Source organism: Koromonas soli (genome assembly GCF_059726265.1).
In genome coordinates, this window is the sequence record NZ_AP040872.1 from 2347256 (window position 1) to 2372940 (window position 25685).

The window sequence follows — 25685 nt, forward strand, 5'->3', positions numbered from 1 at the left end:
AAGCCTGCACTCAGCACACTGGCCTCAGGCTCTGCTTTGCTTCAGCGGCAAGAATCTCGCTCACCTTGTTCACGGTTGCCGACCATGGAAATCGTGCAGCCTGCGCCAAGCCTTTGCTTCGCAGTTGCTCACGCAGGCTCACGTCACTTAATACTTGCTCCAACGCTGCGACGATCTCGTCTACATCAGTGGGATTCACGAGCAGAGCTGCATTGCCGGCTACCTCCGGTAATGCCGTGGTGTTCGACGTAATAGCCGGCGTTCCGCAGGCCATCGCCTCCAACACTGGAAGGCCGAAACCCTCGTACAACGACACGAATAACAGAGCCTCGGCACTGCGATAAAGACTCGGCATCTCGCGTTCAGTCACTACGCCGACGAAATGTATTCGCGAGGTCACGCCAAAGGACGCAGCGTGGGTCAAGAGCTCAGACGTCGGCTGGCCGGTGAACACCAGTTTCAATCCCGCAGGAATCTTCGCCTTGGCAAATACCTCGATGGTCCGAAGTTCATTCTTGTGCTTCTTGCGGTTTCCAACGCAAAGAACGTAGGGGAACGGCAGATGGTAGCGGGACACGCCGGGATGATATTGAGCATCGACCCCGCACCGGACATTGACGACCTTCTCCGCCGGCACGCCCGACCACTCCACGATACGCGCTCGCGAAAACTCCGAAACCGTGAGCACGCGGCGGGCGATGTGACACGCTCGCTTCAGAATGGTCACGTAGTATAAGCGCTTTGCAAAGCTGCTGTTTTCATTTCGATCGATGTGGTTCAGATCGTGGATAGTGAAAAGGAATGGCGCTTTGCACGCGAGCGGAGCGCTGTAGCCGGGAGAGAAAAACAGATCGTCGCAACTGAGCTGGCCCAGTGCTCGCGCAAGCCGCAAACTGTCCAGCGGCGATGCCGGATTCGAATGCAGTGTGAGGGGCTGGTGCTCGATAGACGAGAGAACGCGGCGCGCAAATCTGCCGATGCCGTGTTCACCTATCCACCTCTGATCGGCGTAAACCGTCATTGTGTTATCGCAACGTCGCGCGCAGTGTTTCCAGACGCTCTCGTTCTGCCGGATTGCTCTTCATGCGCTCGAAGCCATCGGCGAGTACACACCATCCATAGGATCCGAAGAATGCAAGCATTGTTACAAGAATGACGATGAGCGAGCGATGCGGTGACGATTTCCTGTCCGGAGGTGCGGCCACATCGGCCACCTGGATCACTGCACCCTGTCGCGCTTCATCCAGCTTCGCCATTTCAAACTGCTTCGCAATCAACTCGTACACCGCTTCGCGATACTTCAGGTCGCGATATTTGCGGAGATACTCCATTCCAGCTTCGGGAGCGCGTCCTTTGGAGACCAGGAACTCGTCTGATTCCTTTCCCGCGAGTCTGCTCAACTGTTTTTGAAGAGCGGAGAGCTGCTGCTTGGCCAAGATAAGCTCCGGGTTATCATCCGTGGCGAAGGAACGCATTGCCTGGATCTGAACCTGTTTGGCCACGATCTGCGCCCGCAGGTTAGATGCTGCCTCGATCAGCGCTCGCGCCTGGCTGTCGACTTGGAGCACGCCGGTGGACACCTCGGTGCTCTTCATCGCCTCTTCGGCATCAGTCAGGCTTCCTCTTGCCTGCTGCAGTTGTTGCTCGAAGAACAGACGGCGCTGAGATGCTTCCGTGATCGCCAATGTCGCCGAAAGTTTCCTGAACTCTTCCACATAGCCATTTGCGATTTCGGCAGCTACTTTTGGATCGCGATCCTCGATCTCGATTCGAATTAATCCATCCTTAGTGCCGAGTGTCACCTTTGAGTGCTTATCGAACGCCTCACGCGCGTCGTACATCGTCTTGCTACGATAGCGCGACTTCAACCCAAAGCGCTGGATGACAGCGTCTTCCACAGTGCGCTCGCGCAGAAACGAGACATACATCTCGCCAGAGTTCTTTATGCCGAGAGTTCCGCTGGCAAGCGATGCAAGCGCCCCGGCTCCAGCTGCACCGCCGCCAAGCTGGCTGAGCAGTGCCGAGCTCATGCTCGAGGACTGCGACGGTGGAATTACCAGGGTGGCAGCCGTGTACTTATTCGGAAGCAGCAGCGAGACGACTACCGATAGCAACGCGGTTGCAATGGTGACGCGCAGAATGAACTTACGCCGCTGCGCAAGGATGATGACAAAGTCGAGCATGGAACGGTCTCTCGACATCTTCACCTGGCGGCCACGAGCCTGATCGAGGGTATCAATGGGGACCATGGGTTCCGCTCCTAGTGAATGACCGCCAGCTCAGCACCTGTTATCGCCAATTGCGAAGAGATCTGGCTCCAGTCACGGAGTCCACGCACGAAAGCTCCCGTGGGGATCTTGGTCGGGACCACGATCTGATCTCCCGGATACATTCTTAATTTTTCGAATTTGTCTCCATTGAACACGCCGTTGACTGCTTTTCGAGCCACGACCGTCCCATCAGCCCGGAGAACGAATGCATGACGCATGTCCGCGTGGGGCTTGCCCTTCCCTGCCATCCTCAAGTAGTCACCGACCTTCCGGTGTTGGTCAAAGACAAACGATCCTGAGTTATAGACCATCCCAACCACAGACACCGTAGATGGGAGATGCGGAATCACGATACGATCGTTGTCCTCCACTGCAATTGCAGGGTAGGAGTCAATCGAGTTTGCCGTCGGCTTGAGCGAAAGTACCACCCGTCCGATAGCCTTGGCCGCGCGTACCTGGGCTACAAGATTTTGCTGCGGAGCCTGCGGCGCAGCAGCTCCGGCCGCGATCTGAGCCTGCAGGATTTCTCCTTCCAGGGTCTGTGCCAGTTCGTCGATGCTTTTCTGCTGTTCAATGCGAGCCGACTCGCGGGTAAATTGCGTGCCGTAGATGTAGGCGTTGGGCGTCAGACCTCCGGCGCGCCGCAGCACATCGCTGATCAACTCACCCGGCTCAACCTTGTACACACCACCTCGCACCACTTCGCCCTCAATGCGGATGTAACGCGCTCGCACGCTCTGCGGCACCGAAACGTCGGTCTGCGAAAACACCGTAAGGATGTCGTCAGATTGCAGTTCGAGATTGTTCGCTGGGTCGCCTTCGAGGACCGCCTTGGCCAGGTCAAATGAAAGCAGCTTCACGGATAAGTCAACCGGATTCACGCGCTGAATGATTGCGTAATTCCAGTTGATTTCCGGAGAAGCGCGATGCAAATCCCCGGTCAGCGTCTCACTTGTGGAGTTCTTGACCCCGAACTGCACCTGCGTGTCACGGGCCTGCGCCTCGGGAGCTGGAGTCGTGCCGCTGGTGGTCGCTGACGGGCGCGGCACTCGAACCGGATACTCCGTGCTGCGCCCGGTGGTCATGGCCGCCCTCCCCATCCAGTACGGACGAGTAAGCAAGGTCTGAGCGTCGGGAATTAGATCCCGCACGTGCATTCCGGGCTTCCAGGGGTAGCGCCCCGGATTGGCGACGTTGCCACGCAACGTGACTGTGTGGCTGAAGCGAGGAACGATCGACAGCACACGAATGATGTCTCCGTCGTTGAGCTTCAATACGCGTGATTGATCATCAAGCGGGAACTCCAGCACGGAACGGGCGGAGCGATCGCCGATGCGTTCTACGGTGATTCTGTTTGAGTCGGCCACCGTGCTCATGCCTCCGGCAATCTCGATGGCATCCGCCACGGTCGAGTCAGACTTGATCTCGTAGATGGCCGGCGTGTTCACCGATCCGGCGACGGCCACCAGGGGGCCTACCGGCGGGAAATACAGCACATCGCCCGATTGAAGGCGTACATCCCTCGACTTGTCGCCCTTAACGAGCAGTTCGTAAAAATCAAAGTGGGTCAGTGTCTTTCCGTCGCGTTGCACCTGAACATCACGCAGCGAGCCCTGTTCCGATGGTCCTCCGGAAGCGAAGATGGCATTCACCAGCGTTCCTAGCGAACTGATGGTGTAGGTGCCCGGATAGCGAGCCTGCCCCACGACGTACACCTGGATGGAACGGATACGGCCGATGCTCACGGAGAGATCGAATCCGTGAAAATACCTGCTGATCTCGGCTTTCAAATGTTTGTCTAGATCGCTGTAACGAACGCCGGAAACCCCGATGGGGCCCACGCGCGGTATGTAGATCTGTCCGGAGCGGTCAACTACGACGCGCAGGTCCGCGCTGAGTTGTCCCCAGATTCGGATCTGCAATTCGTCGTCGGGCCCCACGACATAATCGCCGGGAACCTGAGTGCGGTCTGTGGGAGCAAAAGTACTGGGAGGCTGCGCAAAAAGGGTCTGTCCGAAGCGAGGAAGAGTACGCCCAACCGTGTCAGCCACGATCTGCTCAAACTCTGTATGAGGACGCAAAGGAGTTTCAACCCTCCTGCGTTCGGTGGGATTTACCGGTGCGGTGGTAGGAGTCTCCGGAGTTTCGGGGCGTGCGCTTGTCAATTGTGGCGCGATAAGCGGCGCGATCTCTTGACTTCCCTGCTGTTGCTGCCGTGAGGTGGAACCAGTCGCACTGCTTCCCGGGATTTCATCTACAGCATTGCCACATCCGGGCACGGCGCGTCCCGCGCTGGCCGCCATCGCACAGTCCGCCTGGGAAGGACGCGCTGCCTGAGTGGGGTCTAGTTGTTGAGCCTGACAGAAGACCGCCGAAGCCGCGATTATCAGAACCAGCAAATAGGTCGGGCGCCTGGATACGTTTAAGATTTTGGTCGATAATTCGATTCCGCACCCATTACGATTTCCGAGCATTGTCTCCCCATACGTAACTGATTTCTGCAACGGAACTGCCGCTACATAACGCGCGTCACCGCACCAGCGCTTTCTCTACGAAACGGAAACAACTCTGCTTTCGCATTACCATCCAACAACTCAGGCAGCCATTCTACTTCGCCTTCTCACTTTACGGGGTTCGATTCACGAGAACGTATTTCGCTGATTACTTCCGCCAACCCGTTCTCCCAGCTTTCCAGTCGAAATCCGAATATGGCTTCAAACTGCTCGTTGCTGAGCACCGAATTCAGAGGCCTGAGCGCTGGCGTGGGATATTCGACGGAAGGGATGCCCGCAATGTTTTTCAGCTTGAAGTTCTTGGCATCACGGAGCGCCGCCACAATGGCGCGTGCGAAGCCGCACCATGACACGCTTCCTGCACCGGTGGCGTGATACACGCCGGAGGGGAATGCGCTCTCCGGCAGCGACTCGCATTGCCGCAAGATGCGCGCCGTCGCTCTCGCGAGTTGTATGGAACTGGTAGGCCCGCCCACCTGGTCATCAACGATCTTGAGTTCTTCGCGTTCGCGCGCAAGCCGTCGTATGGTCAGCAGAAAATTGTTTCCATTCGCGCCATAGACCCAACTGGTGCGCAACACGATCCACCGCCCCCCGGTGGCAGCAACGGCAAGCTCGCCTGCAAGTTTGCTTGCTCCGTACACGTTGAGCGGTGACGGCGCATCGGTCTCGACATACGGTCCATTCTTGGTGCCGTCAAAAACATAGTCGGTGGAGTAGTGGATGAACACCGCTCCAAGCTTTCGTGCTTCCTCGGCAAGAATTCCCGGTGCCGATGCGTTGATGGCATAGCAAAGGTCGCGATGCGTCTCGGCATCATTTACGGCCGTGTAAGCCGCGGGGTTAACGATCACCGACGGCCGTACCTCGGCCACCACTTTCCGGATCGCATCGGGCGAGGACAAATCGCATTCCTTGCGCCCGACTGGGACCACTTCCCCGAGCTGCTTCACTAATGGAATTAGATCCGTTCCGAGCTGCCCTGTAGCTCCTGTAATCAAAATTCGCAAGTTTCAGTCCTATTCGAATACTTCGGCCTTGCTAAGCGGGACACCGTTGCGATCTTTGCTTGAGAGCAACGGCTCGCCTGTCAGGGGCCACTGGATGTTCAGTTGTGGATCATTCCACAGAATGGAGCGCTCGCTGGAAGGCATGTAGAAGTTCGTGGCCTTGTACAGAACATCCGCCGAATCGGAAGTCACCACAAAGCCATGCGCGAAGCCTTCAGGCACCCAAAACATGTGTTTGTTCTCCGCCGACAGTTCCTCGGCAACCCACTGTCCAAAGGTCGGCGAATTGCGGCGAATATCCAATGCCACATCCCAGATCGAGCCGGATACCACGCGAAGCAGTTTCCCTTGTGTCTGTTGAAGCTGGTAATGCAATCCGCGCAGCACGTTGCGCGAGGAGCGCGAGTGATTGTCCTGAACGAAGTTGCGGCCTATTCCGGCCTCTTCGAACACCTTCTGGTTATAGCTCTCGAGAAAGAATCCGCGGTCGTCGCCGAACACATCGGGTTCGAGCACAAGGACCTCCGGAATCTTTGTTTTCCTAACTTTCACTGTTCCTCTATTGTTCCTGAAAGGATTCTATCCGCCGCTCTAGGGCTTGCCTCCGTCATGCGCCTTCGGGTAAACGCGAATCTGAACCGACGCTGCGACGTTTGATTGCGTACCTGTCGCAATGAGCGGGAACCTCCATTGTTCGTATTGAGCGTTTGCGGATAGTTCAATCCCCGGTTTGACCATCCATGTCAATGTCCCGGAGAGGTCGTGGGTGTTCCCGCCTTCGAGAAAGGTCTTATCGACAATCATGCGACGATAGCTTACCGAAGCCGTGTTGCGCGCCGAGAACCAGTATGTACTACTCGCCTCTCCTCCGCTACCCTGACGCCCAATCCAGCTTCCTATGAGCTGTCCGTAATTGCGGTATCCATCGGCGTAATGGGCGTTGAAATAAAAGAAGCCGGGATGGATCAACCCTGGGAGATTCGTGTAAACACCCTCGACCCGAAGATCGAGTTTGGGTATCCCTGGGACCCTTGAAAGATAGATTCCCGGATTCATGGCCGAACGACGCGGGTACAGCAGCGGTAGCGGTTCGTCCTCAGCGATTCCTTCCGCATAAAGCGTGAGCCAGTTGCGCAGACCCGGAAGGCGATAGCTGAAGTTGAATTCCGTCCTGCGGTCTCCAGGATCGACGGCCTGATTGTTTCCCTTGCCCGACAACGAATGGACCCAGGTTTTCAGATTCAGAGGACGCCCGAGGCCGGCAATCATGGACGTCAGTCCCAGGCCGAACTCGAGGTTATCGGTCGGCGCGAACGATACGTTGGCTCCCCACAGGTATGGCTGCTTTGCGAGTGAGCGGGAAGGATCTCCAGTCAGGATGAACGTAGGCCCTAACCGCACGAAATGCGCTCCTCCCACACGCGAGATGAAGGCGTCCGTGCGCATTGAACCCAGCAACGGAAGCTTGAGTCCGCTCACTCTAGTCAGTCGCACCATGGGCATAGCTTCGGCGTTATTGGACAATATCAGCCCCGTGCTCCTGCCGGGTCCCCACCACAGGCTCTGCTGCCCAAAGCTCAACTGCCAGTCCGCCATGTTCAAGGCTGCATACGCCTCAATGGGTCGAAACCGATTTGCGCTGCCGATCCCCGAGGTCCCATAACCGAGCGGCAGTCCATCGGTCACTGCGATTGCCTGTTGCGCCGCAGGATTGTAGGCCGAAATCGAAGACGCGTGTTGATACTCGCCGCGCACATAGAACGCCAGCGGACCGGTTTCCGCACGCACGCTTATCCCTGCGATCGCGTTTGAACCCTCGCCATAAGGACGTCCGTAATCGCTCGTGAGTGTCTGTCCGAAGTGATATGCGTCGCGCATCGGAGTGCCCGATATGCCGGTGAATCGCGTATAGACGCTCTCCACTCCAGCGGACATGTTCTTCTCGCCACCGATCAAATCCCCCTCATGGCTAAGTTCAGATTCGAGAGAGTGAATCAACTGCGCAGCCTCGGGGTCTTCATCGGAATCGCGGTCTTTGGCTTCGCGCAACCGCCTTGCGCATTCGAGGCGCGTCCAAGGACGCAGTGCCGCCGATCCCGCATTCACGTATCCCATGGCTATAAGACGATCGAACGCTGCATAGATCCAGCTATCGAGCGGTACATAGCTGGAGCCCATCTGACTGGTGGCGCGTTCCTCTTCCTCGCCGGGATACTTCACAAACTTGCCCCAGTGTCGCGGATCAATGTCTGCATCACTCGAGCGAGCACGATAAACCTGGCGGCCCAAATACCATCCGATTGCGCTGCCAATAACCGCATCGCTCAGGAAATGGTTGTGCCCCTCGATGCGGGCTGCGCTGACTGTACCGGCAAGACCGTAGCTGAGGATTTGCGTCAATGGCCCAGGGTACTCATGAGCAATCACACTGGCGATTGCCCAGCTGACAGCAGCGTGCTGGGAGGGGAATGAACTACCTCCATTGAAAAAATTGCCTCGTCCATTTCCCGTGAACGGACGATCACGCCCGGCGATGTACTTGATAACCGTAGTGTCTAGAAACGCATCAACCGCCGCTTCTCCCCCCAAAAAGCCAGTCTCGCGCATGCGCTCGTTCTTCGCGAACTTGCCCCAGACGTACATGCCGCCAGTCACGCCAGCCAGGGCTGCAACTCCGTAATTGGAAAGCGAGGTGAATTGCGAAACTGTGGAAGAAGTTGTCGTTACGTGCTGCTCGAACGCTGTGTCCGACGCCACCATTCCGACGGCAAACACAGTCATCGGAACCAGCAGCTTCCACTGCCGCTCGTTCATGCGCAACGGCGAGGTGAACAGTGCTTTTTGATCCTGGTAAAGGTTACGAGGAAAATACTTGACGCGAACACCGCGCGCGTTTTCATCATCCGTCCGAACCGGTGGATTTGTGTCTCCCTGGGCGGGAGCCTGTAACTGCGCTTCAGCATTGATCGCCAGACCTGCAATCAGTGCGACGGCTAACCATTTCCGCACTTCGCCCCCCGGCAAGTAGTCTGAACACAAACAACTCTGTCCGCTGAGTCTTGGACGTATCGCATCAGGAGCAACTCACACAATGCGCAACTCTCACCACCGCTTTATATCAGCAATTTGAGTTGAAACCTGAATCTAGTAGGCGTTTTGCGCAAAGATGCCCGAGATCACCGTCATCAGGATAATCCGGATATCGAACACCATGCTCCAGTTCTGAATGTAGTAGAGGTCCAGTTCGATCCTTTTGCTGATGTCCGTATTACCGCGAAGTCCATTCACCTGTGCCCACCCCGTGATACCAGACTTCAGGTGATGACGTGCGTTGTAGGCATCGATCTCGTCGTTGAACTTCTCAACAAAGTGCGGACGTTCCGGACGAGGGCCCACCACGCTCATGTCGCCCATCAGAACATTGAAGAACTGCGGCAGTTCATCGAGGCTGAACTTACGCAGGAAATCTCCGATGCGCGTCGCACGCGAGGTGTCAGCCCAGCAAACATCAGTCAGAGATGGTGGAGCGACCTTCATAGTACGGAACTTCAGCATTTTGAAGACCTGCCCGTTGATACCCACGCGCTCCTGAGTGAAGAACACCGGTCCCGGTGAGGATAGCTTCACCGCCACGGCAATCAGCAACATTGGGAGGGCCGTGATGATCAATGTGACGACGGAGAACACGATGTCAAAGCATCGCTTCAACACAACGTAGTTGATCGTCTCTGACGGCGCGATATGCACGTCGAGCATATGCGTGTCGCCGATCCTGAAGAACCTCTCGCGCACTTTAACATCGGACCCGAGATCAATGCAGAAACGTATGGGGATTGCAAGCTCGCGCAATTGTTCAATCAGGTTGGAGAGGATGGGAAGCATTTCGGCTGAAGCAGCAAGCACCATGTCATTCGCAAAGTGCTTCAGATTCTGCCGCATCAGTTGGTCTAACTCAAATACGGGAACGCCAGGGTCAACTTCGATGCTCTGTCCGGGGATGCGCACAAAGGCAACGGTTTCGCATGGTGCGAGCGAACTGTCGCGCAAACTGTCGGAAGTCTTCTGCGCGAAGCGATCCGAGCCGATGATGATGATGCGGATGCGCCCCTTGTCCCTGCCTGCCTTGTCGATAATCCGCCGAAAAACAATTCGCAGCAGCAGCACTCCGCCAAGCAGAATTACCGCACTTGCTCCAAAGAGAAGGCGAGAGTAAGAAGCACCGCGATAGAAGAACAGCGCACTAAACCCGAGCATGTAGGTCCATGCGAGCGCCTTCATGCAGTTGCGCACGCCATTGCTATCAAGGAACAGCGACTCAATATTGGTGACTCTGTAGTGGACCGAGCACACGATCCATACCAGCGTGAGCGTCACGAATAAATACACATAATCATGGCTCAAAGGAGCTATTAATCGCAGAGCTCGCAATCCGGCTCCGCTTATGAGGAAGGCCAAAAAAGGAAGGAGAAAACAACACATACGAAAAAAGAATTCGTACAAACTCAATCGCCGAATCATTTTTCACCCCACCTTGCGCGCAGAACTCACCCGACGGATATCGCTTAGGTCGCGAGACCGCCGAGTTGTTCTACAAACCTTTTGATGTCAACTACGACCAGCGCAGAGCGGCCAGACTGAAATTTTCAGCAGATTTGATTGCCGAAATTTCGAATAGGGAACGCCAAATGTACGTAGCCACTCTATGCACGATTGGAATGCGCTTTCCTGCGGCCGAGTTGTCAGCAGAACTGTCTATCGTCAGTGACTTGCGAGGTACGGGTGGTAAAAAAGAAATGTTCGGTCCTTCGACCCAAGCCATGTCGCGCACGCCCTTCTCTGAATTCAGCAAAAGAGATGCGGTAGGCACTCAGCGGGTTCGCTACCCTGAACTACGACCAGTCGGGGTCGGGCGGCAGCTCACTTTCAAGTTTGGGCCTTGGATCTTCATGTGTGTGGACTGGGCGCTCTGGATGATCGGCAGCCTCTTCTACTCCATCTATAACCCCGGCTTCGAAACTCTGATCGTCCGCTGCCAACTCCTCTACGCTCTCCGGAGCCGAATCCGTGATCTCGGATAAATCCTGTGCGTCTCCTGAGCGGCCGCCGCTATCGGGTCCAACCTCTGCGGGATCGGATCCAAGTTCATCGAGTCTTGCCTCGAAATCATCGTCGCGCCTATCTGCCCTGTCAGTCATTGCACACCTGCTTCTTTCTCATGGGAGTCTCTTCCTCCGATGAGATGCGTAAACCAGTTCCCATCGACTCCTGCCATGCATCTCAATGCAAATGGCGAACAATGGGCGGGAGCATAAACGCGAGTGGACGTCCGGGCAGCAGCCGGACAATTCGAATGAATACGTAGAAGGTGGCGATAGGCAGTATGGGGATCACCAGCTTTTAGGTGATGATGCCAAACCCCTGACGAACGAGTTCCTACGCTCACCCGAGCGCCCGAAAGCCGACCCTATGGCAACACCTCCCAAGACGCCTTCCCGCCACGAAAAGGTAACTCCGATCCGCGGCCCGGCGACTCACGATCCGGCGGTGGACTATCAACCTCCGAACCCCGCAACCGTAGTGCAGCCAGCAAACGCATCATTGAAATTGGCTGGAGCCGTGGTCGCTCTGCTGATGTTCGCTTTTGTGGTCTGGCTAATGTTCCACAACTGGATGACGCCGGGCGCTCGCCAGCCAGGGGAGCAAAAACAACAACCAGGTTTGCAGCAGAAAATCCCATAGTTGCAGCTTTCGTTACGTGTGCCGCATCCTAGAATTCAGGAATTCCGTTTCCTGGAACAGCTATGAAAATTTTTGCTTGCCTACTGCTCGCTTCCTCCACTCTCTGGGCCCAGGCGCCCGCCACATCCTCAGTCGCACCCGCTATGGCGTCTCAGACCGCTCCCGCAGACGTGCAGGCTTTGAACGACCTTCTCGGCAGGATTCAAGCCGCTGCACGAAAATCGGATGACGACATTGCTCGCCTGCGGATCGATAAGTGGAAGACAGAGGCGAATTCAAAACAACAGGCTCAGGCGAGTGCCACCTCGATTCGCCGCAACCTACAGTACGCCATTCCCGATCTGGTTCAGCGCATCCAGGCGGCACCCTCGTCTTTGAACGCTAACTTCCGCCTTTACCGCAACATGAATGCGCTCTATGACACCTTCTCGACTTTGGCGGAGTCAACCGGCGCCTTTGGCCCAAAGGATCATTACGATCTTCTTGCCACCGACGTATCCCAGATCGATCAACTACGTCGCCGGGTAGCGGAACGCGTAGATAACCTCGCCGGGGCAAACGACGCTGAACTGGCGCGCCTACGCGCGCAGGTCGCCTCCAAGGGAGCGGCGAAGGCTCCCTCCAAGGTTGTCGTGGATGACGAACAGCCCAAGCCCAAGAAGAAGGCCACCAAGAGCACGCAAAGCACCTCTCAAATGCCCTCAAAGTAGTGCAATTCACGTCGCACCGCTCCCTGCTTAGCGGAAATCGGGAACATTTGTGCTTCTTTCGGGGTCTATTTAGGTGCGAGGCAAAACCGTCCGGGGCCGATGAAGCCAGTCCCGGTTGTGATTGCTTCCTTGAAGTGGGTGCCAGTGCGGCAACGTTTCGAAATTTCAGAAACTTGCAGCTCTGGTCTGGGTTGTTTAGCGGGAGCTGACGGGATTAGTATGGAGGTCGTACGTTGAGTGCCGTGGGAGTTACGACCGTGGGCGAGCTGGCCAGCGCATGGGAAATGCGCCCCGATGAGGCTTCAATCGTCGCCGAGCTAAAGGCGGGGAATGAAGACGCCTACACGCGGCTTATCACTCAATACCACCAGACCATCTACAATCTCGTTTACCGAATTCTCGACGATCCCTCCGACGCACCTGATACCACTCAGGAAGTTTTCATCAAAGTCTTTCGCGGCATGGCAAAGTTCAACGGCGAGAGCAGCTTGAAAACGTGGATGTATCGCATTGCGATCCACGAGGCAAGCAACCGTCGCCGCTGGTTTTTCCGCCATAAAGTGCAGGAGCTTTCGATAGAGCCCACCAGGGATGATTCCCAGGGCCAGTCGGAAAGCCTGCGCGACAGCCTAATGGACTCCGGCGAATCGCCTTTTGATACCGTCGCACGCGGTCAGGTGCGCGCCCGGGTGGAACAGGTGTTGCAGGAACTGCCGGAGCACTATCGCACTGCTGTAGTTCTGCGGGACATTGAAGACTTGTCGTATGAAGAAATCGCAGAGATGACTGAGACTTCGCTGGGTACGGTTAAGTCGAGACTGGTTCGCGGACGCGAAGCGCTGCGGAAACGGCTCGAACGCTATGCCCACGAATTGGGCCCGGAAGCAGGAACCTCCTCGCAAGCTGAAGGAAAAGGCCGCAACCGAAAGCTCGCACAGGGGAATCGGGAGATTGAGGTCACACCATGAAGTGCACCGAAGCAAAGCGTTTGTTTTCTCCGATGCTGGACTCGATGCTGGAGAACAACCAGGCTCATGCACTGGATGAGCACATAAGTACTTGCGAGAATTGCACCGAAGAATTCGCAGCTCTGCGCCGGACGAAGTGGTTGATGAAAACCATGGAGCCTCGCGTAGCACCGCCCGAGCTGGCGCTGCAGCTCAAGGTAGCTATTTCGCAGCAGTTGGCAGCCAAGCGCATCAGCCGCTTGGAAAGCCTAAGGATTCGCTGGGAAAACGCACTCAATGCATTCATGTTTCCGGCCGCCGCAGGATTGGTGTCCGCCGTCCTTATATTTGGTTTGCTGATCGGCGTACTTGTTCCGGCACATCTCTCCAGCGCCAATGACGTGCCTACCATGCTTTACACGCCTCCGGAGATGACTCTGGCCCCCTTTGGCCTTGAAAGCGGGATGAGCAATGGCGACGCGGTACTCGTGGAGGTTGTGATCGACCCGCATGGACGCGTGCAGGACTACCGCGTGCTGAACGCTCCCGGAACCGAACTGAGTCCCGAGATGAAGAATGCGCTGATCTTTACGCAGTTCCGCCCAGCCACCAGCTTCGGTCTTCCAACGAGTGGGCATCTGGTGATCTCATTCTCAAACATCAATGTTGGCGGGTAACGATCCATCGGCTGCGGACTTCAAAGGCGAACCCCAAAAGGGTTCGCCTTATTGCAGAGCGAAGAACTATCGAGAACTTCACAGCTCAGTGCCACACAACCATTTGATTCCCCGGCCCGCAGCTTCTAAACTGACTGCACTGAAGAGACTTATTAGAAGATGAAGCAGGAGGCTCCTCTGAAGACCCGCCTTTTTATCGTGCTCGCGTTTTGCGCGATGCTCGCTCTTCCGGCCCCGGCCCAGCAAACGCCCCGCATGAGCGTGGACACCAGCCAGGCGCTGTTTTCGGTGTTAGCAGCCGTCAATGTCTGCGGTTACGACTCCGATCTCTCGCAGTCGCTTCCCATCCGCAAACAAGTTCGCGCCGAAGTTCTAAAAGCCGCGCAGTCGCAGGAAGCGCAAACGGCGCTCCGCAACATGTGCGCCTTCTACGAAGATCACCAGCAGGAAACCGCCGCACGCACGATCTCCAACTATGTTTCGCTCGGCCTCAATCTGCAGGACGATCCCAAGCTCGAACTGCGTACACCCGAAAGCAGCCTGCCTCCTGACGCGATCTTTGTTCTCGGATTCCTACCGCTATTGCAGCGTTTCAGCCAGGCCATTGAGCTGAATGCGATCTGGCAGCATCATCGTCCCGAATACGACGCGCTTACGCAACGCCTGCGCAAGCCGGTAAGCGACACTCTGGTCTCCACCGATCTTTACCTCAAGCGCAATCTTAGCGGCTATATCAAGCATGAGTTCGTTGTTTATATAGAGCCACTCGCCGCGCCCGGCGACGTCAACTCACGCAATTACTCCGACGACTACTACGTGGTGATCTCGCCTACGGACACGGGCTCAATCCGCATCGACGAGATTCGCCATACCTATCTGCACTACATCCTCGACGCAAAGGTTCTGACCCGTGGCACCACTCTCGAGCGCATCTCGCCACTGCTTAATTATGTAAAGGGTGCTCCGCTCGATGAAAGCTATCGTTTTGACATGGGATTGCTGCTCACGGAATCGCTGATCAAGGCCATCGAAGCACGCCTCCTCGGCGGCCCGAAAGGTGACATAAAAGCGAAAGAGCAGTTGGCCTGGAACTCCACGCGACAGGGATTTGTGCTAACGCAGTACTTCTTCGAAAAGCTGGGCACCTTTGAGACCGACGAAGTGGGTTTCGATCAGTCCTATGCCGACTGGTTGCACGATATCAAGCTTGAAGAACAGGAAAAGTTTGCCGCCAGTGTTCCCTATCTGAAGACCAGCACGCCGGAACTGGTTCGCAAGAGCCAGCGCCGCGCATTGCTCGTCGATCTGGCCGAGCGCGCACTGGCCAGCGGCAATCTTGACGGCGCCCAGAATTATGCGCAGCAGGCTCTTCGCAATCAAGAAAATCAGGGCCGCGCACTGTTTGTACTAGCTCGTGTGTCCGTGTCGCAAGGCAAGCTGGCGGCGGCTCAGGGATATTTCGAGCGCGCAGCATCTGCGTCAAACGATACAAAGATCAAGGGCTGGTCGCACATCTACCTCGGACGCATCCTAGACATGCAGGAACATCGACAGGAAGCGGTCGAACACTATCGCGCAGCATTGAACGCAGCCGAAGCAGGAACACCCGAATTGAAGGCGGCTGCCGAAAAAGGATTGCAGCAGGCCTATCAGGCGCCTGTAAAGCGTCCCACGGATTAGAAACGGAGAAAGACCTTGAAAAAAGCAAACATTTTTGTGAGCACGGCTGCGCTCCTGTTGTGTGCCACCGCCGCCCTGGCGCTTCCGCAACAAGGCAATTTGCCTAACGCGCCGACTCCTTCAACCGCGCCCAACGCTGCCGCGCCCACGAAACAGGCCGCGCCCACCACGGCACAGAAGGCACCGGCTCCCAAGAGCCAGGCCGAATACGATGCGTACAAAGCTGCCGCTGCGCAGACCGATCCAGCCAAGATTGAACTGGCTGCGATCGACTTCGCTCAGAAATTTCCCGAGAGCGAGTTGCGCCCATTTCTGTTCCAGCAGGCAATGGGAATGTATCAGCAGGCCAACAACTACGATAAGACGCTGGAAATGGCGCGAGCCACGCTGAAGTACGACCCCAACAATCCGGTTGCCTTGCTTACCGCCGCCCAGATGCTTGCCGAGCGCACTCATGAAACTGATCTCGACCGCGATGACCGACTCGCCGAAGCGCAGACCGATGCTTTGACGGCCCTGGAGCATGCTGATCAGGTTCCACAGCCAGCCAACATGACTCCTGAGCAGTTTGCCGGAGCGCTATCTCAGCTGCGTGGCACGGCACACGAAGTGCTCGCCACCGTCGCATTCAAAAAGGGTGATTATCCAACCGCGATCAAGGAATACAACGCCGCCATTGGCGAAGAAAAGGAACGTACAGACAGCGTTGTGTGGCTGCGCCTCTCGGTGGCTCACGACAAGAGCGGCGACTATAATGCCGCAACGGTAGCGGTGGACAAAGCGATCGCATCGTCCGGTCCCGGAACGCAGATTCGCCAACTGGCCGAGCAGGAAAAGGCGCGTCTGGATAAGCTAAGCACCGTCAAACCAGCCAAGAAGTAACTCAACTCGATCCCGCACCCTGAATAAGGGTGCGGGATTTCCATCTCATTCACTGCCGTTCCCTATGAAGCATCTTGCGGTCGATACGCTCGAGCAGACTCTGGGCCACCAGTTCGCCAACCGTGAACTGCTGGAACAGGCCGTGACTCACAGCTCTTTTGCGCGCGAGAGCACCTCCTCGGCACGAGACAACGAGCAACTCGAGTTTCTGGGCGATGCCGTGCTGCAATTCATCGCCAGTCAGGAACTTTTCCAGCGCTTCCCCTCGTATCACGAAGGGGAGCTGTCAAAGTTGCGAGCTCATCTGGTGAACTCGAATCATCTCGTGCATTGCGCCGTCGCTCTGGAGCTTGGTAAATATCTGAGATTGGGAAGAGGAGAGGAGAAGAATGGCGGACGCCGCAAGACAGCCATTCTGGCCGACGCCGTGGAAGCCGTGCTGGCCGCGCTCTATCTCGATGGCGGAATTTATGTTGCCCGATCCTTTGTACTCTCACGCATCCTTGAACCCGAGTTGGAGCGTCTTTCAAAAGCGAAGGATGAAATCCTTGTTGCCGATCATAAATCCCGCTTGCAGGAGCTCCTGCGGGCCAGCGGGCGCCCAGAGCCGCGCTACGAAATGATCGCGGAAAATGGGCCAGATCATCGCAAAAGTTTTACCATGAAAGTTATCGTGCTCAATTCGGGCAACGAAACCGAATTCGTCACCGAAGGTACAGCCAACAGCAAGAAAGCTGCCAGCCAGATGGCGGCACAAAAGGCACTGGAACGCCTTCACCAGCTCGGGGAAGCATAAGGTGGGGCAGCAGTCGAATGAGGGTCAACAACCGGTCGTCAGAATGAGCGAGTCAGAGCTGAGCAATACCAATCCAGTTACTTCCGGCGCTGAGCCTCCGCTTGCCCCTGGCGATGCCTCCATCATAGGATTCGACCCCGACGCGCCTGTGACAGCTCAAGATGCCGAGGGACAATCACCGCTGATCTCCACCACTCCGGGCCCACGGCATGCTCGGGTAGAGTGGGACCTGCTGCATCATTTGCAGTTTGCACTTCTGGCCCTCACCATCTCTCTGTTCATCATCACGTTCATTGTGCAGGCCTTCCGTATCCCCTCGGGATCAATGGAGAACACGCTGTTAGTGGGCGACTATCTTCTGGTGGATAAGACCCGCTTCGGCCCCGGGGGCATTTGGAAGTCGGTAATTCCCTACAAGCCCATTCACCGCGGAGACATTGTTGTGTTCCGCTATCCGGTGGATCCTGCCCAGCACTTTGTGAAACGCGTGATCGGAATGCCGGGCGACCGCATACGTCTATGGCATAGCCGCGTTTACGTCAATGGACGTCCGCTGGAAGAGCCCTACGTCGTGTTCAAGGAACATTTTCCCGATGAGTTCCGCGACAATTTCCCACGCGGAAACTGGGTGAATGAAAACGTTACGGTAGGCTGGGCCACGCGCTTGCGCTCACTCGTGGAAGACGGAGAGCTGATCGTTCCGCGTGGGCAGTACTTCGTACTCGGCGACAATCGCGACCAGAGTCTCGATAGCCGCTACTGGGGATTTGTGCCGCGTGAAAACATCATCGGACGCCCGATGGTGATCTACTTCAGCATGGTCGAACCCGGGGACGATGAGGATTCCACTGCATCGATCCCGGCGGATGATAAAATTTTTACTCTGCGTGCGCGCATCTTCCATGTGTTCGATGATTTGCGCTGGCATCGCATTCTGCGCCTCGCGCCCTGACGCCGGCCAGATCAGGATTGGACTAAGTTGGCGAAAGAACTAGCGAAAGAAAAAGAGTTGGCGAAAACAGCAGACGAGAAGCAGACGCCTGCGCCTCCGAAGGAAACGACGCCCGAGTTCGTGGCTTCCATCGCTTCGGTGCTCGTCATTGGCCTGTTCATCATCACCTTCTGCATGCAGGCTTTCGAAATCCCAACCTCGTCCATGGTGAAAACGCTGCTGATTGGCGATCACGTATTCGTCGATCGCGTGCGCCTGGCGCCTAAGTCCAGCTTCTTTGACAAGCTCATCCCCTACCGCGATCCGCATCGCGGCGACATCGTCGTTTTTGTCTCTCCCTCTGAGCCGGGATTGTTCGTCGTGAAGCGCGTCATTGGCGTTCCGGGAGATCACATCCACCTGCGCGGCAGCCAAGTGTTCCTCAACGGTCAACCGCAGAACGAGCCATACGTGGTTCACACCGATCCTTCTCTGCGCACGCCGTATCGCGAAAACTTCCCTGCGGTGGGTCCCACTCGCGATGACCAACTTGCGCCGGAGTGGCAGCTCACTTTACCTGACCACATTCAGGGCGAAGATATCGTGGTCCCGCCGAACTCCTATTTCGGCATGGGCGATAACCGCGATGTCAGCTATGACAGTCGTTACTGGGGCTTCATCCCACGGGAGAACGTCGTTGGCCGTCCGATGTTCATCTATTGGTCTTTCCAGACGCCCGACGACCAGTACACGAAAACGGATGTGGGAAGCCGGGTCGGCTTCTTCTTCCATATCCTCACTCACTTCTTCAATGAAACCCGCTGGTCGCGTATGCTGCACTTGGTACGCTAATCGTGACTCGCAAAAATTTACGTCTTGGAATCCTGATCGCAGTGGTCGCGGCTGTGGCCGCGATCATTCTGCCGCCATTTATAAACGTCAATCGTTATAAGGGCCGCGTTACCGCGTCCATGAGCAATGCCCTTGGGCGCCCGGTTACAGCGGATGCGATCGAGTTGCGGCTCTTCCCTCAGCCCGGCTTTTACATGGAGAACGTCGTGGTAGGTGATGATCCGGCCTACAGTGCCGAACCCATCCTGCACGCGGAGGAAGTCACGGCGCATCTGCGCCTAAGCTCGCTCTGGCGCGGGCGGCTCGAAATCGCTCGTCTCAACCTGAAGTATCCGAGCCTCAACCTTGTCGAGCGTCAGGATGCGAGCTGGAACCTCGAGTCGCTTCTCTGGAAGGCGACCCGCACGCAAGCCGCTCCGACAGCAGCCCCCTCGCAAGGCCGTACCCGTTTCCCCTACATCGAAGCCACCAATGGCCGGATCAACTTTAAATCCGGCATCGAGAAGAGTGTCTTCTCCTTCACCGACGCCGATTTCACTCTCTTCAGCCCTGCTGAAAATCAGTGGCGCATGCGCCTCGAGGCTCATCCTGTGCGCACGGACATGCCTGTCACCGACACTGGCATCGTGAAGGCCGAAGCCACAGTGCAGCGTGCAAGTTTTCTGCGTGACGCTCCCATGAAGGGCAACATGACATGGGAGCGCGTCCAACTCGGCAATCTTACCCGGCTCATCTATGGCGAAGATCGTGGCTGGCGCGGCGCGCTGGAGTCGAGCGTTGAATTCCACGGCACCCCGGCAGCGCTGCAATTCGCGACGGCGGCAAAGCTGCGCGACTTCCGGCGCTATGACATTTCCAGCGGCAGCCCCGCGAACCTGAATGCCACTTGTACCGGCGAGTTCAACATCAGTTCCAACCAGCTACAGAACACCGATTGCCGTCTCCCGTTCGACGCCGGGCTGCTTTCGGTAAAAGGCAGCATGCAAGGCCTTCGCTCACCTCACTACGATGTAGCGATTTCCGCGGAGAACGTTCCTGCTGATGCGTTGGTCAACCTGGCGCGCCGCGCCAAGAGCGATCTGCCCGAGGATCTCACGGCTAAAGGCTCCGTCTCGGCGTCGTTCCATGCAAAACGCGTGTCGGAAGAGCCCTCGACGTGGATTGGCAATGTTGTTGTCAATGATCTTGTCGTTCACTCCTCGGTACTCGGCAAGGATCTCGCCGTAAATAAGGCCGTCGGGATGGTGAATACCGCCGAATCCATCCAGCAGCCCAAGCGCCGTGGCCGCCACGCCGCGCCTGCGCAGCCACCGCTGCGCGCCCTTGTCGTTGAGAGCTTTGAGCTTCCCTTGGGTGCCGCCACAGCAGCGAGCGCCAGTGGCACCATTGATGGAGAGCGGTACGCGTTCCACATCAAGGGCGACGCCACGCTGGAGCGCCTGCAACAGTTTGCCCGAGCTACGGGAATCGGCACTCCGAAGATCGGGTTCAATGGCGCGGCCAACGTAGATATCACCATCGGCGGGCCGTGGCTCGCGTCGGTAGCACCCGAAGTAACGGGCACCGCACAAATTAAGAATGCACGCGCCGAAGTTCCAGGACTCTCCGTTCCCGTTGAGATTGCTTCAGCCAATCTCGAGCTTGATCGCAATCGCCTCAACCTGCACAACACGTCGGCGAACATCGGAAAAATCGCTCTCGGCGGCAGCGCCAGCTTCCCCCGTGTGTGCGATGAAAACTCTGCCTGTGAATCAAGGTTTGACTTGACCACCGACGACCTGAATCCCGAGCGCTGGAACGAAGTGCTCAACCCGCGCCTGAAGAAGCGCCCCTGGTATCGACTGTTCGGCTCCGGCGAGGAAAACAACGTAGTGGCTAACCTGCGTTCGACCGGACATCTCGTGGCGCACCGCATCACGCTCGGCAACACCACAGGCACGGCATTCGAAACTAACTTCAAGGTCGCCAATGCCGTGCTTGAACTCACCAACGCTCACGCCGATCTGCTCGGAGGCAATGTCCAGTCCAGCTGGAAGATCGATTTCAGCGGCAGCGAACCCAGGTACGAAAGCGTTGGTACTGCCAACCGCATTCAGGTCGAGAAGCTCGGCCCCGTGGTGAAGGCCTCGCTCGGCAGCGGCGCTCTCGGAGTTCGCTACAAAATGTCGATGTCGGGATGGAATTCGGCGGAGCTGGCGAAGTCGGCTGCGGCTGAAACCGAGTTTAACTGGACGGGCGGCGCGCTGCGCATCTCGCCCGACGGTCACACGCCCTTCCGCGTGCGCGCGGGGAACGGCAAGGCTGCCCTCGGACGTGACGGATGGACCATCGCAAGCAGCGAGTGGAGCACTCCCAATGGGATTTATCGCCTTACCGGAACCGCTTCGCGCGACTTAGCGCTGGCGATGGAGTTTACACAAGAGAATGGTGGTGTGTGGAAGGTCTCAGGAACGTTGTTGAAGCCGCAGCTGAGCACCTCTCCAGCACCGCAGCCCACACAAGCAAGGCGTAGATGAAGCATTTTCAGTTCCGGATGCTGCTGCTCGTAGCAGTAGCATCCTGCCTTACTCTCTCTGTAGCCTATGCCCAGCGCCGCCACTCCGGCCCATACCTGAGCGCCGAGCGCAAGCTCCACTGGATTGGCTCCAACGGCAGCAGACCGCGTCCCGACCCACGGCCCGTTATTCTCACGGCCTTTGAATGGAATGCCTACCTGAACGAAGGTGGCGTCGAACTGCCCGATGGCGTGTACAACGTCCATCTCAACAGCCAGCCAGCCGTGATTCATGGCGAGGCAGACGTGGATTTCGATCGGCTCACAGCGCGGCGTACCCGCAGCAATCCCCTGCTTGCATTGTTTACCGGACGCCATCATGTGCAGGTGGTCGCCCAGGCCTCCGCTATGAGGGGAGTGGGCCGTCTCCACATAGAATCCGTGGAGTTCGACGGTGTTGAGGTTCCGCACTTCGCGCTTGAGTACTTCGTCAACCACTACCTTCGCCCGCGCTATGGCAATGTGGTCGGCATTGACTCCACGTTTCCGCTGCATAATCGAATCGACACCGCAATTCTCAGTCCGGATCAGGTGACGGTGACTCAGCGCTAACTCGCTGCAAGCAAAGGCCTTGTATTCCGGCGAGAACTCCCGCTCTCGCCGTGTTAGTATCAAGCTTTCGGGCATGTAGCAGAGCTCTTCCGTCCTTGCGGCGGATTGTGCCTGCCGCCCGCCGGTTTGGCCGCGCTGGCCAGCCCCATTTCCCAAGGATTCTCCCCAATCCGAAGGGTTCCCCGAGAGAGAAGGATGTCGGCAGAAACAAAGCACCCGATGAACCGCCGCGTACTCAGCGGCATGAGACCGACCGGAAAGCTGCATATCGGCCACTACGTAGGAGCCCTGCAGAACTGGACCCGGCTCCAGAACGACTACGATTGCTTCTTCTTTGTCGCCGACTGGCACGCCCTCACCACCGACTACGCCGACACCTCGCGCGTCAAGGACAACATCCTTGAGATGGCATTCGACTGGTTTGCCGCCGGGCTCGATCCCGAGAAGGCGACCATCTTCATCCAGTCACACGTGCCGCAGCACGCCGAACTACACCTGCTGCTCTCGATGATGACTCCAGTAGGCTGGCTCGAGCGAGTACCCACTTACAAGGAGCAGAAGGAGAACCTGAAGGATAAGGACCTCAGCACCTACGGATTCCTTGGATACCCCGTGCTGATGACTTCCGACATCCTCATGTACCAGGCATCGCACGTTCCCGTTGGCGCCGATCAGGTGGCCCACGTCGAGATCACGCGTGAGATCGCGCGTCGCTTCAACCAGTTCTACTGGCTCGATCAGAATCTCAAGTTCTCGGGCGACCGTTCTGTGCCTGAAGAGAAGCGCATCGCCGTATTCCCGGAGCCCCAACCGCTGCTCACTCCGGCGGCCAAGCTTCCTGGCACCGACGGACGTAAAATGTCGAAGTCTTACGGCAACTCCATCCTGCTCAGCGACCCCGAGCCCGAAGTGCGCAAGAAACTCAAGACCATGGTCACCGATCCGGCGCGAATTCGCCGCACCGACCCCGGTTCGCCGGATAAGTGTCCGGTTGGCGATCTGCACAAGATCTTCAGCAGCCAGGAAACACTGGCGAAGGTGTACGAGGGCTGCACAACGGCTGGCATCGGCTGCATCGAGTGCAAAGGCTGGGCTGCGGACAATATCGTTCAGATCCTCAATCCGATTCAGGATCGCCGCCGCCAATATGAACAGAATCCGAAGCTCGCATGGGACATTCTTGAGGCAGGCTCGGCGCGCGCTCGTGTTGCGGCTAATGCCACGCTCGAGCAGGTGCGCGAATCCATGAGTATGTCGCTGACCTACGAAGCACCGGAGAAGATTGGGGTATAGCCGATGAGCGACCAGCCCATAACACAACCAACTCCCGCCAAGGGAACCGATTCGGCGAAAAGCAAGGAAGTGGCCAAAAACGCGGCTCCCGCCGAAATCTTCCCCTTTTCGGTGAGTGTGGGCAGCGTTTACGACGGGCCGCTCGACCTGCTTCTCGACCTTATTCGCAAGCAGGATATAGACATCTACGACATTCCCATTGCGAAGATCACCGCGCAATACCTGGGCTATGTCGAGCACATCCGCAATCTGGACATTGATTTGGCAGCCGAGTTCATCTACATGGCCTCGCTGCTCATTCAGATCAAGTCCAAGATGCTGCTTCCGCGCGATCCTGACGCTTCTCCTGAGGAGCAGGATCCCCGACTCGAGCTGGTCAATCGACTTCTCGAACACGAGCGCTACAAGCAGGCTGCGCAGATGCTCCTGCAGAAGCAACAGCTCGAAGAAGCCGTGCTCACCAACCCGGCGCTCAAGGACTTCCGCGATGCCGAGGGCACCGAACCCGAGCTTGCAGCCGACGTTATCGACCTGGTCAAGACGTTCCAGAAGATACTGGAGCGCGCCAAGAACAGGCCCAGTCTCAATGTGAACGAAGAGGCCGTTACCGTCGGCCAGATGATCGAGTACGTGCGCCGCCGGCTGATGGTCGAGGATCGGCCTATTCGCCTCAAGCAGTTGCTGCGTCACCTGCGTTCGCGGCCGGCACTAATCTGTTCGTTTCTGGCAATACTCGAAATGATCCGCTTGCAGGCTGTGGTCTGCCGGCAGGATGATGTCTTCGGCGAAGTCGTACTCAAAAAGTCCACCGGATTCGACCGCCTGGTGGATGAAGGCAATAACGCCGTGAAAGACGACTGGCAGTAGATAAAAGTTCTTTTCCTAACAGGCGAGTCAAGATGAGTTTGAAAGCAAAAGTCGAGGCCCTGATCTATGCGGCCGAAGAACCAATCACGATCGAGCAGATCTCGGCGATCTTGAAACCCGTGGTGCTGGCCGATATCGCCGCAGCCGAGGAGCAGGCTGCCCTAGCCGAAGCCGAAGCAAACGCCGAGAAGGCGGCTGCCGTCTCTGGAGCTGAAAGCACGGAAATGCCCGAGCTCGCAAATGGCAACGGAGAAACCGTGTGTCCCGAGCCCGGGCCACTCATGCCTGAGGGTCCTCGCGATCAGGATCCGAATGGGGAGGAAGAGAATCCTTCCGCTTCGGTAGAAGAGCCATCAGAAGCTCAAGAAGAGGTTCCGCCAACTCAGACGCAAGCTCAGCAAGATCAGCCAGCATCGGAGCATCCTAGATCCGACAGCTCGATCCCGCAAGACGATCAGACGCCCGCGACTGAGCCCTCATCCACAGCATCCGACTCTTTTGAACAATCGGGAGAAACAGCAGAGCCAGTTACCGATTCCGTACCTGCGGAATCTGCTAACGTTTCCGCACCCGACACTACATCCCGCAAGCGTCAGCCCAAGAAGACCGAGCAGGAAATCGCGGAGGACAAAGCGGTTCGCACTCGCCTTCGCGAGATTCTCGTCGAGCTCGTCACGGAATATGCGAGCGAAGATCGCGGCATGGAAATTCGCCAGGTCGCCGGTGGATTCCGCATGGCCACCAAGCCCGAACATCACGACGTTGTCCGTGCCTTTGCCAAGAGCCTGAAGCCGCCGATCCGCCTCTCGCTCGCCGCGCTGGAAACCCTCGCGGTCATCGCCTACAAGCAGCCTGTCACGGGTCCTGAGATCTCCGACATTCGCGGTGTCGAGTCTGCTGGCGTTCTCGGCACGCTACTCGAACGCAAGCTCATCACCACCGCCGGACGCAAGCAAGTCATTGGACGTCCCATGCAGTACAAGACCAGCAAGGACTTTCTCCTGCGCTTTGGTCTAAACGATGTCAGCGAACTGCCCAGCATGGAAGAGTTCTCGCAACTGGCTGCCGATGGCATCGAGATCACGCCTTCGGAACCCAAAGAGAGCATGTCGTTGTTCGAACCCGATGCCAAACCTGCCGAGCCGAAGAGCGTAGCCGAAGTCGCTCAAACAGAGCAGAACGCCCGCGAAGCAGCACCGGCCGAGTCACCCTCCAACGAGGCACCGCAAGAAGCTCCAGCCCAGTCCGATAGCCAGCCATCGGAAGCTGAGGCCGACAATGTACCCGAAACCGAGCACCCCATCGGCAGATAGCTATTTCGGGATTCCTCTCAGGGGCCGCCGAGCCCCTGATTCCTTGTACGCGTTACTATTGACGATCGCCTGATGGCGAACGGGATTGATTGAAAGGCT

22 protein-coding genes are annotated in these 25685 nt (G+C 57.1%); 14 read left to right on the plus strand and 8 right to left on the minus strand.

The features are described from left to right. Positions 1–10 precede the first annotated feature (10 nt). The 8 genes from AC6IY8_RS10180 to AC6IY8_RS10215 all read right to left on the minus strand — a co-directional run bounded on the left by AC6IY8_RS10180 (position 11) and on the right by AC6IY8_RS10215 (position 10988). On the minus strand, positions 11–1021 hold the full coding sequence (locus AC6IY8_RS10180) for a glycosyltransferase family 4 protein (RefSeq protein WP_497774332.1): 1011 nt from the start codon (positions 1019–1021) through the stop codon (positions 11–13). A 4-nt stretch (positions 1022–1025) separates the two neighbouring features. Further along, positions 1026–2249, minus strand: coding sequence for a Wzz/FepE/Etk N-terminal domain-containing protein (locus AC6IY8_RS10185; RefSeq protein ID WP_497774333.1), 1224 nt, complete (start codon positions 2247–2249; stop codon positions 1026–1028). An 11-nt stretch (positions 2250–2260) separates the two neighbouring features. Next, positions 2261–4573: an SLBB domain-containing protein gene (locus tag AC6IY8_RS10190; RefSeq protein WP_497774334.1), complete on the minus strand. Its 2313-nt coding sequence runs from the start codon at positions 4571–4573 to the stop codon at positions 2261–2263. Between the two features lie 317 nt (positions 4574–4890). Then, positions 4891–5793, minus strand: a complete 903-nt coding sequence (rfbD, locus tag AC6IY8_RS10195) for a dTDP-4-dehydrorhamnose reductase (protein WP_497774335.1) — start codon at positions 5791–5793, stop codon at positions 4891–4893. A 9-nt stretch (positions 5794–5802) separates the two neighbouring features. Continuing rightward, a complete protein-coding gene (gene rfbC / locus AC6IY8_RS10200) occupies positions 5803–6345 on the minus strand; it encodes a dTDP-4-dehydrorhamnose 3,5-epimerase (RefSeq protein WP_497774336.1) in 543 nt (180 codons plus the stop codon). A 39-nt stretch (positions 6346–6384) separates the two neighbouring features. Continuing rightward, on the minus strand, positions 6385–8802 hold the full coding sequence (locus AC6IY8_RS10205; RefSeq protein ID WP_497774337.1) for a capsule assembly Wzi family protein: 2418 nt from the start codon (positions 8800–8802) through the stop codon (positions 6385–6387). 135 nt (positions 8803–8937) lie between these two features. Further along, entirely contained in the window at positions 8938–10311 is a 1374-nt protein-coding gene (locus AC6IY8_RS10210) for an exopolysaccharide biosynthesis polyprenyl glycosylphosphotransferase (protein ID WP_497774338.1), read from the minus strand. A 371-nt stretch (positions 10312–10682) separates the two neighbouring features. After that, positions 10683–10988, minus strand: coding sequence for a hypothetical protein (locus tag AC6IY8_RS10215; RefSeq protein ID WP_497774339.1), 306 nt, complete (start codon positions 10986–10988; stop codon positions 10683–10685). A 91-nt stretch (positions 10989–11079) separates the two neighbouring features. Here AC6IY8_RS10215 and AC6IY8_RS10220 point away from each other — a divergent pair, with 91 nt between their 5' ends. The 14 genes from AC6IY8_RS10220 (at position 11080) to scpB (ending at position 25586) form a co-directional block, all read left to right on the plus strand. Next, positions 11080–11532 (plus strand): hypothetical protein, encoded by a 453-nt coding sequence (locus AC6IY8_RS10220; RefSeq protein ID WP_497774340.1) that lies wholly within the window; start codon positions 11080–11082, stop codon positions 11530–11532. A gap of 62 nt (positions 11533–11594) precedes the next feature. Further along, complete coding sequence (locus AC6IY8_RS10225) at positions 11595–12242, plus strand: hypothetical protein (RefSeq protein ID WP_497774341.1); 648 nt, start codon at positions 11595–11597, stop codon at positions 12240–12242. A 242-nt stretch (positions 12243–12484) separates the two neighbouring features. Then, complete coding sequence (locus AC6IY8_RS10230; protein WP_497778623.1) at positions 12485–13210, plus strand: RNA polymerase sigma factor; 726 nt, start codon at positions 12485–12487, stop codon at positions 13208–13210. After that, the gene (locus AC6IY8_RS10235) at positions 13207–13866 is read left to right on the plus strand and encodes a zf-HC2 domain-containing protein (protein WP_497774342.1); all 660 of its coding nucleotides are present in this window, start codon (positions 13207–13209) and stop codon (positions 13864–13866) included. The genes AC6IY8_RS10230 and AC6IY8_RS10235 overlap by 4 nt, the downstream gene beginning before the upstream one ends. A gap of 159 nt (positions 13867–14025) precedes the next feature. Beyond that, on the plus strand, positions 14026–15546 hold the full coding sequence (locus tag AC6IY8_RS10240; protein WP_497774343.1) for a heme biosynthesis protein HemY: 1521 nt from the start codon (positions 14026–14028) through the stop codon (positions 15544–15546). A gap of 15 nt (positions 15547–15561) precedes the next feature. Then, positions 15562–16428, plus strand: coding sequence for a tetratricopeptide repeat protein (locus AC6IY8_RS10245; protein ID WP_497774344.1), 867 nt, complete (start codon positions 15562–15564; stop codon positions 16426–16428). A 64-nt stretch (positions 16429–16492) separates the two neighbouring features. Beyond that, on the plus strand, positions 16493–17224 hold the full coding sequence (gene rnc, locus AC6IY8_RS10250) for a ribonuclease III (RefSeq protein WP_497774345.1): 732 nt from the start codon (positions 16493–16495) through the stop codon (positions 17222–17224). Between the two features lie 43 nt (positions 17225–17267). Further along, complete coding sequence (gene lepB, locus AC6IY8_RS10255) at positions 17268–18176, plus strand: signal peptidase I (RefSeq protein WP_497774346.1); 909 nt, start codon at positions 17268–17270, stop codon at positions 18174–18176. Between the two features lie 27 nt (positions 18177–18203). Next, positions 18204–19007, plus strand: coding sequence for a signal peptidase I (lepB, locus tag AC6IY8_RS10260; RefSeq protein ID WP_497774347.1), 804 nt, complete (start codon positions 18204–18206; stop codon positions 19005–19007). A 2-nt stretch (positions 19008–19009) separates the two neighbouring features. Further along, positions 19010–21523, plus strand: a complete 2514-nt coding sequence (locus AC6IY8_RS10265; RefSeq protein WP_497774348.1) for an AsmA family protein — start codon at positions 19010–19012, stop codon at positions 21521–21523. Then, positions 21520–22113, plus strand: coding sequence for a hypothetical protein (locus AC6IY8_RS10270; RefSeq protein ID WP_497774349.1), 594 nt, complete (start codon positions 21520–21522; stop codon positions 22111–22113). Before AC6IY8_RS10265 ends, AC6IY8_RS10270 begins: the two co-directional genes overlap by 4 nt. 195 nt (positions 22114–22308) lie before the next feature. Then, positions 22309–23406 carry a tryptophan--tRNA ligase gene (trpS, locus tag AC6IY8_RS10275; protein WP_497774350.1) on the plus strand — a complete coding sequence of 366 codons (1098 nt, stop codon included), beginning with the start codon at positions 22309–22311 and terminating at the stop codon, positions 23404–23406. A 3-nt stretch (positions 23407–23409) separates the two neighbouring features. After that, a complete protein-coding gene (locus AC6IY8_RS10280) occupies positions 23410–24273 on the plus strand; it encodes a segregation and condensation protein A (protein ID WP_497774351.1) in 864 nt (287 codons plus the stop codon). A 32-nt stretch (positions 24274–24305) separates the two neighbouring features. Then, positions 24306–25586 (plus strand): SMC-Scp complex subunit ScpB, encoded by a 1281-nt coding sequence (scpB, locus tag AC6IY8_RS10285; protein ID WP_497774352.1) that lies wholly within the window; start codon positions 24306–24308, stop codon positions 25584–25586. The last annotated feature ends 99 nt before the right edge of the window (positions 25587–25685 follow it).

What these genes read in the sequence shown, in the direction of transcription:
- AC6IY8_RS10180 (WP_497774332.1), bottom strand. Translation starts at nt 1,021, where the DNA reads ATGACGGTTTACGCCGATCAGAGGTGGATAGGTGAACACGGCATCGGC.
- AC6IY8_RS10185 (WP_497774333.1), bottom strand. Translation starts at nt 2,249, where the DNA reads ATGGTCCCCATTGATACCCTCGATCAGGCTCGTGGCCGCCAGGTGAAG.
- AC6IY8_RS10190 (WP_497774334.1), bottom strand. Translation starts at nt 4,573, where the DNA reads ATGGCGGCCAGCGCGGGACGCGCCGTGCCCGGATGTGGCAATGCTGTA.
- AC6IY8_RS10210 (WP_497774338.1), bottom strand. Translation starts at nt 10,311, where the DNA reads ATGATTCGGCGATTGAGTTTGTACGAATTCTTTTTTCGTATGTGTTGT.
- AC6IY8_RS10215 (WP_497774339.1), bottom strand. Translation starts at nt 10,988, where the DNA reads ATGACTGACAGGGCAGATAGGCGCGACGATGATTTCGAGGCAAGACTC.
- AC6IY8_RS10220 (WP_497774340.1), top strand. Translation starts at nt 11,080, where the DNA reads ATGGCGAACAATGGGCGGGAGCATAAACGCGAGTGGACGTCCGGGCAG.
- AC6IY8_RS10225 (WP_497774341.1), top strand. Translation starts at nt 11,595, where the DNA reads ATGAAAATTTTTGCTTGCCTACTGCTCGCTTCCTCCACTCTCTGGGCC.
- AC6IY8_RS10235 (WP_497774342.1), top strand. Translation starts at nt 13,207, where the DNA reads ATGAAGTGCACCGAAGCAAAGCGTTTGTTTTCTCCGATGCTGGACTCG.
- AC6IY8_RS10240 (WP_497774343.1), top strand. Translation starts at nt 14,026, where the DNA reads ATGAAGCAGGAGGCTCCTCTGAAGACCCGCCTTTTTATCGTGCTCGCG.
- rnc (WP_497774345.1), top strand. Translation starts at nt 16,493, where the DNA reads ATGAAGCATCTTGCGGTCGATACGCTCGAGCAGACTCTGGGCCACCAG.
- lepB (WP_497774346.1), top strand. Translation starts at nt 17,268, where the DNA reads ATGAGCGAGTCAGAGCTGAGCAATACCAATCCAGTTACTTCCGGCGCT.
- AC6IY8_RS10270 (WP_497774349.1), top strand. Translation starts at nt 21,520, where the DNA reads ATGAAGCATTTTCAGTTCCGGATGCTGCTGCTCGTAGCAGTAGCATCC.
- trpS (WP_497774350.1), top strand. Translation starts at nt 22,309, where the DNA reads ATGTCGGCAGAAACAAAGCACCCGATGAACCGCCGCGTACTCAGCGGC.
- AC6IY8_RS10280 (WP_497774351.1), top strand. Translation starts at nt 23,410, where the DNA reads ATGAGCGACCAGCCCATAACACAACCAACTCCCGCCAAGGGAACCGAT.
- scpB (WP_497774352.1), top strand. Translation starts at nt 24,306, where the DNA reads ATGAGTTTGAAAGCAAAAGTCGAGGCCCTGATCTATGCGGCCGAAGAA.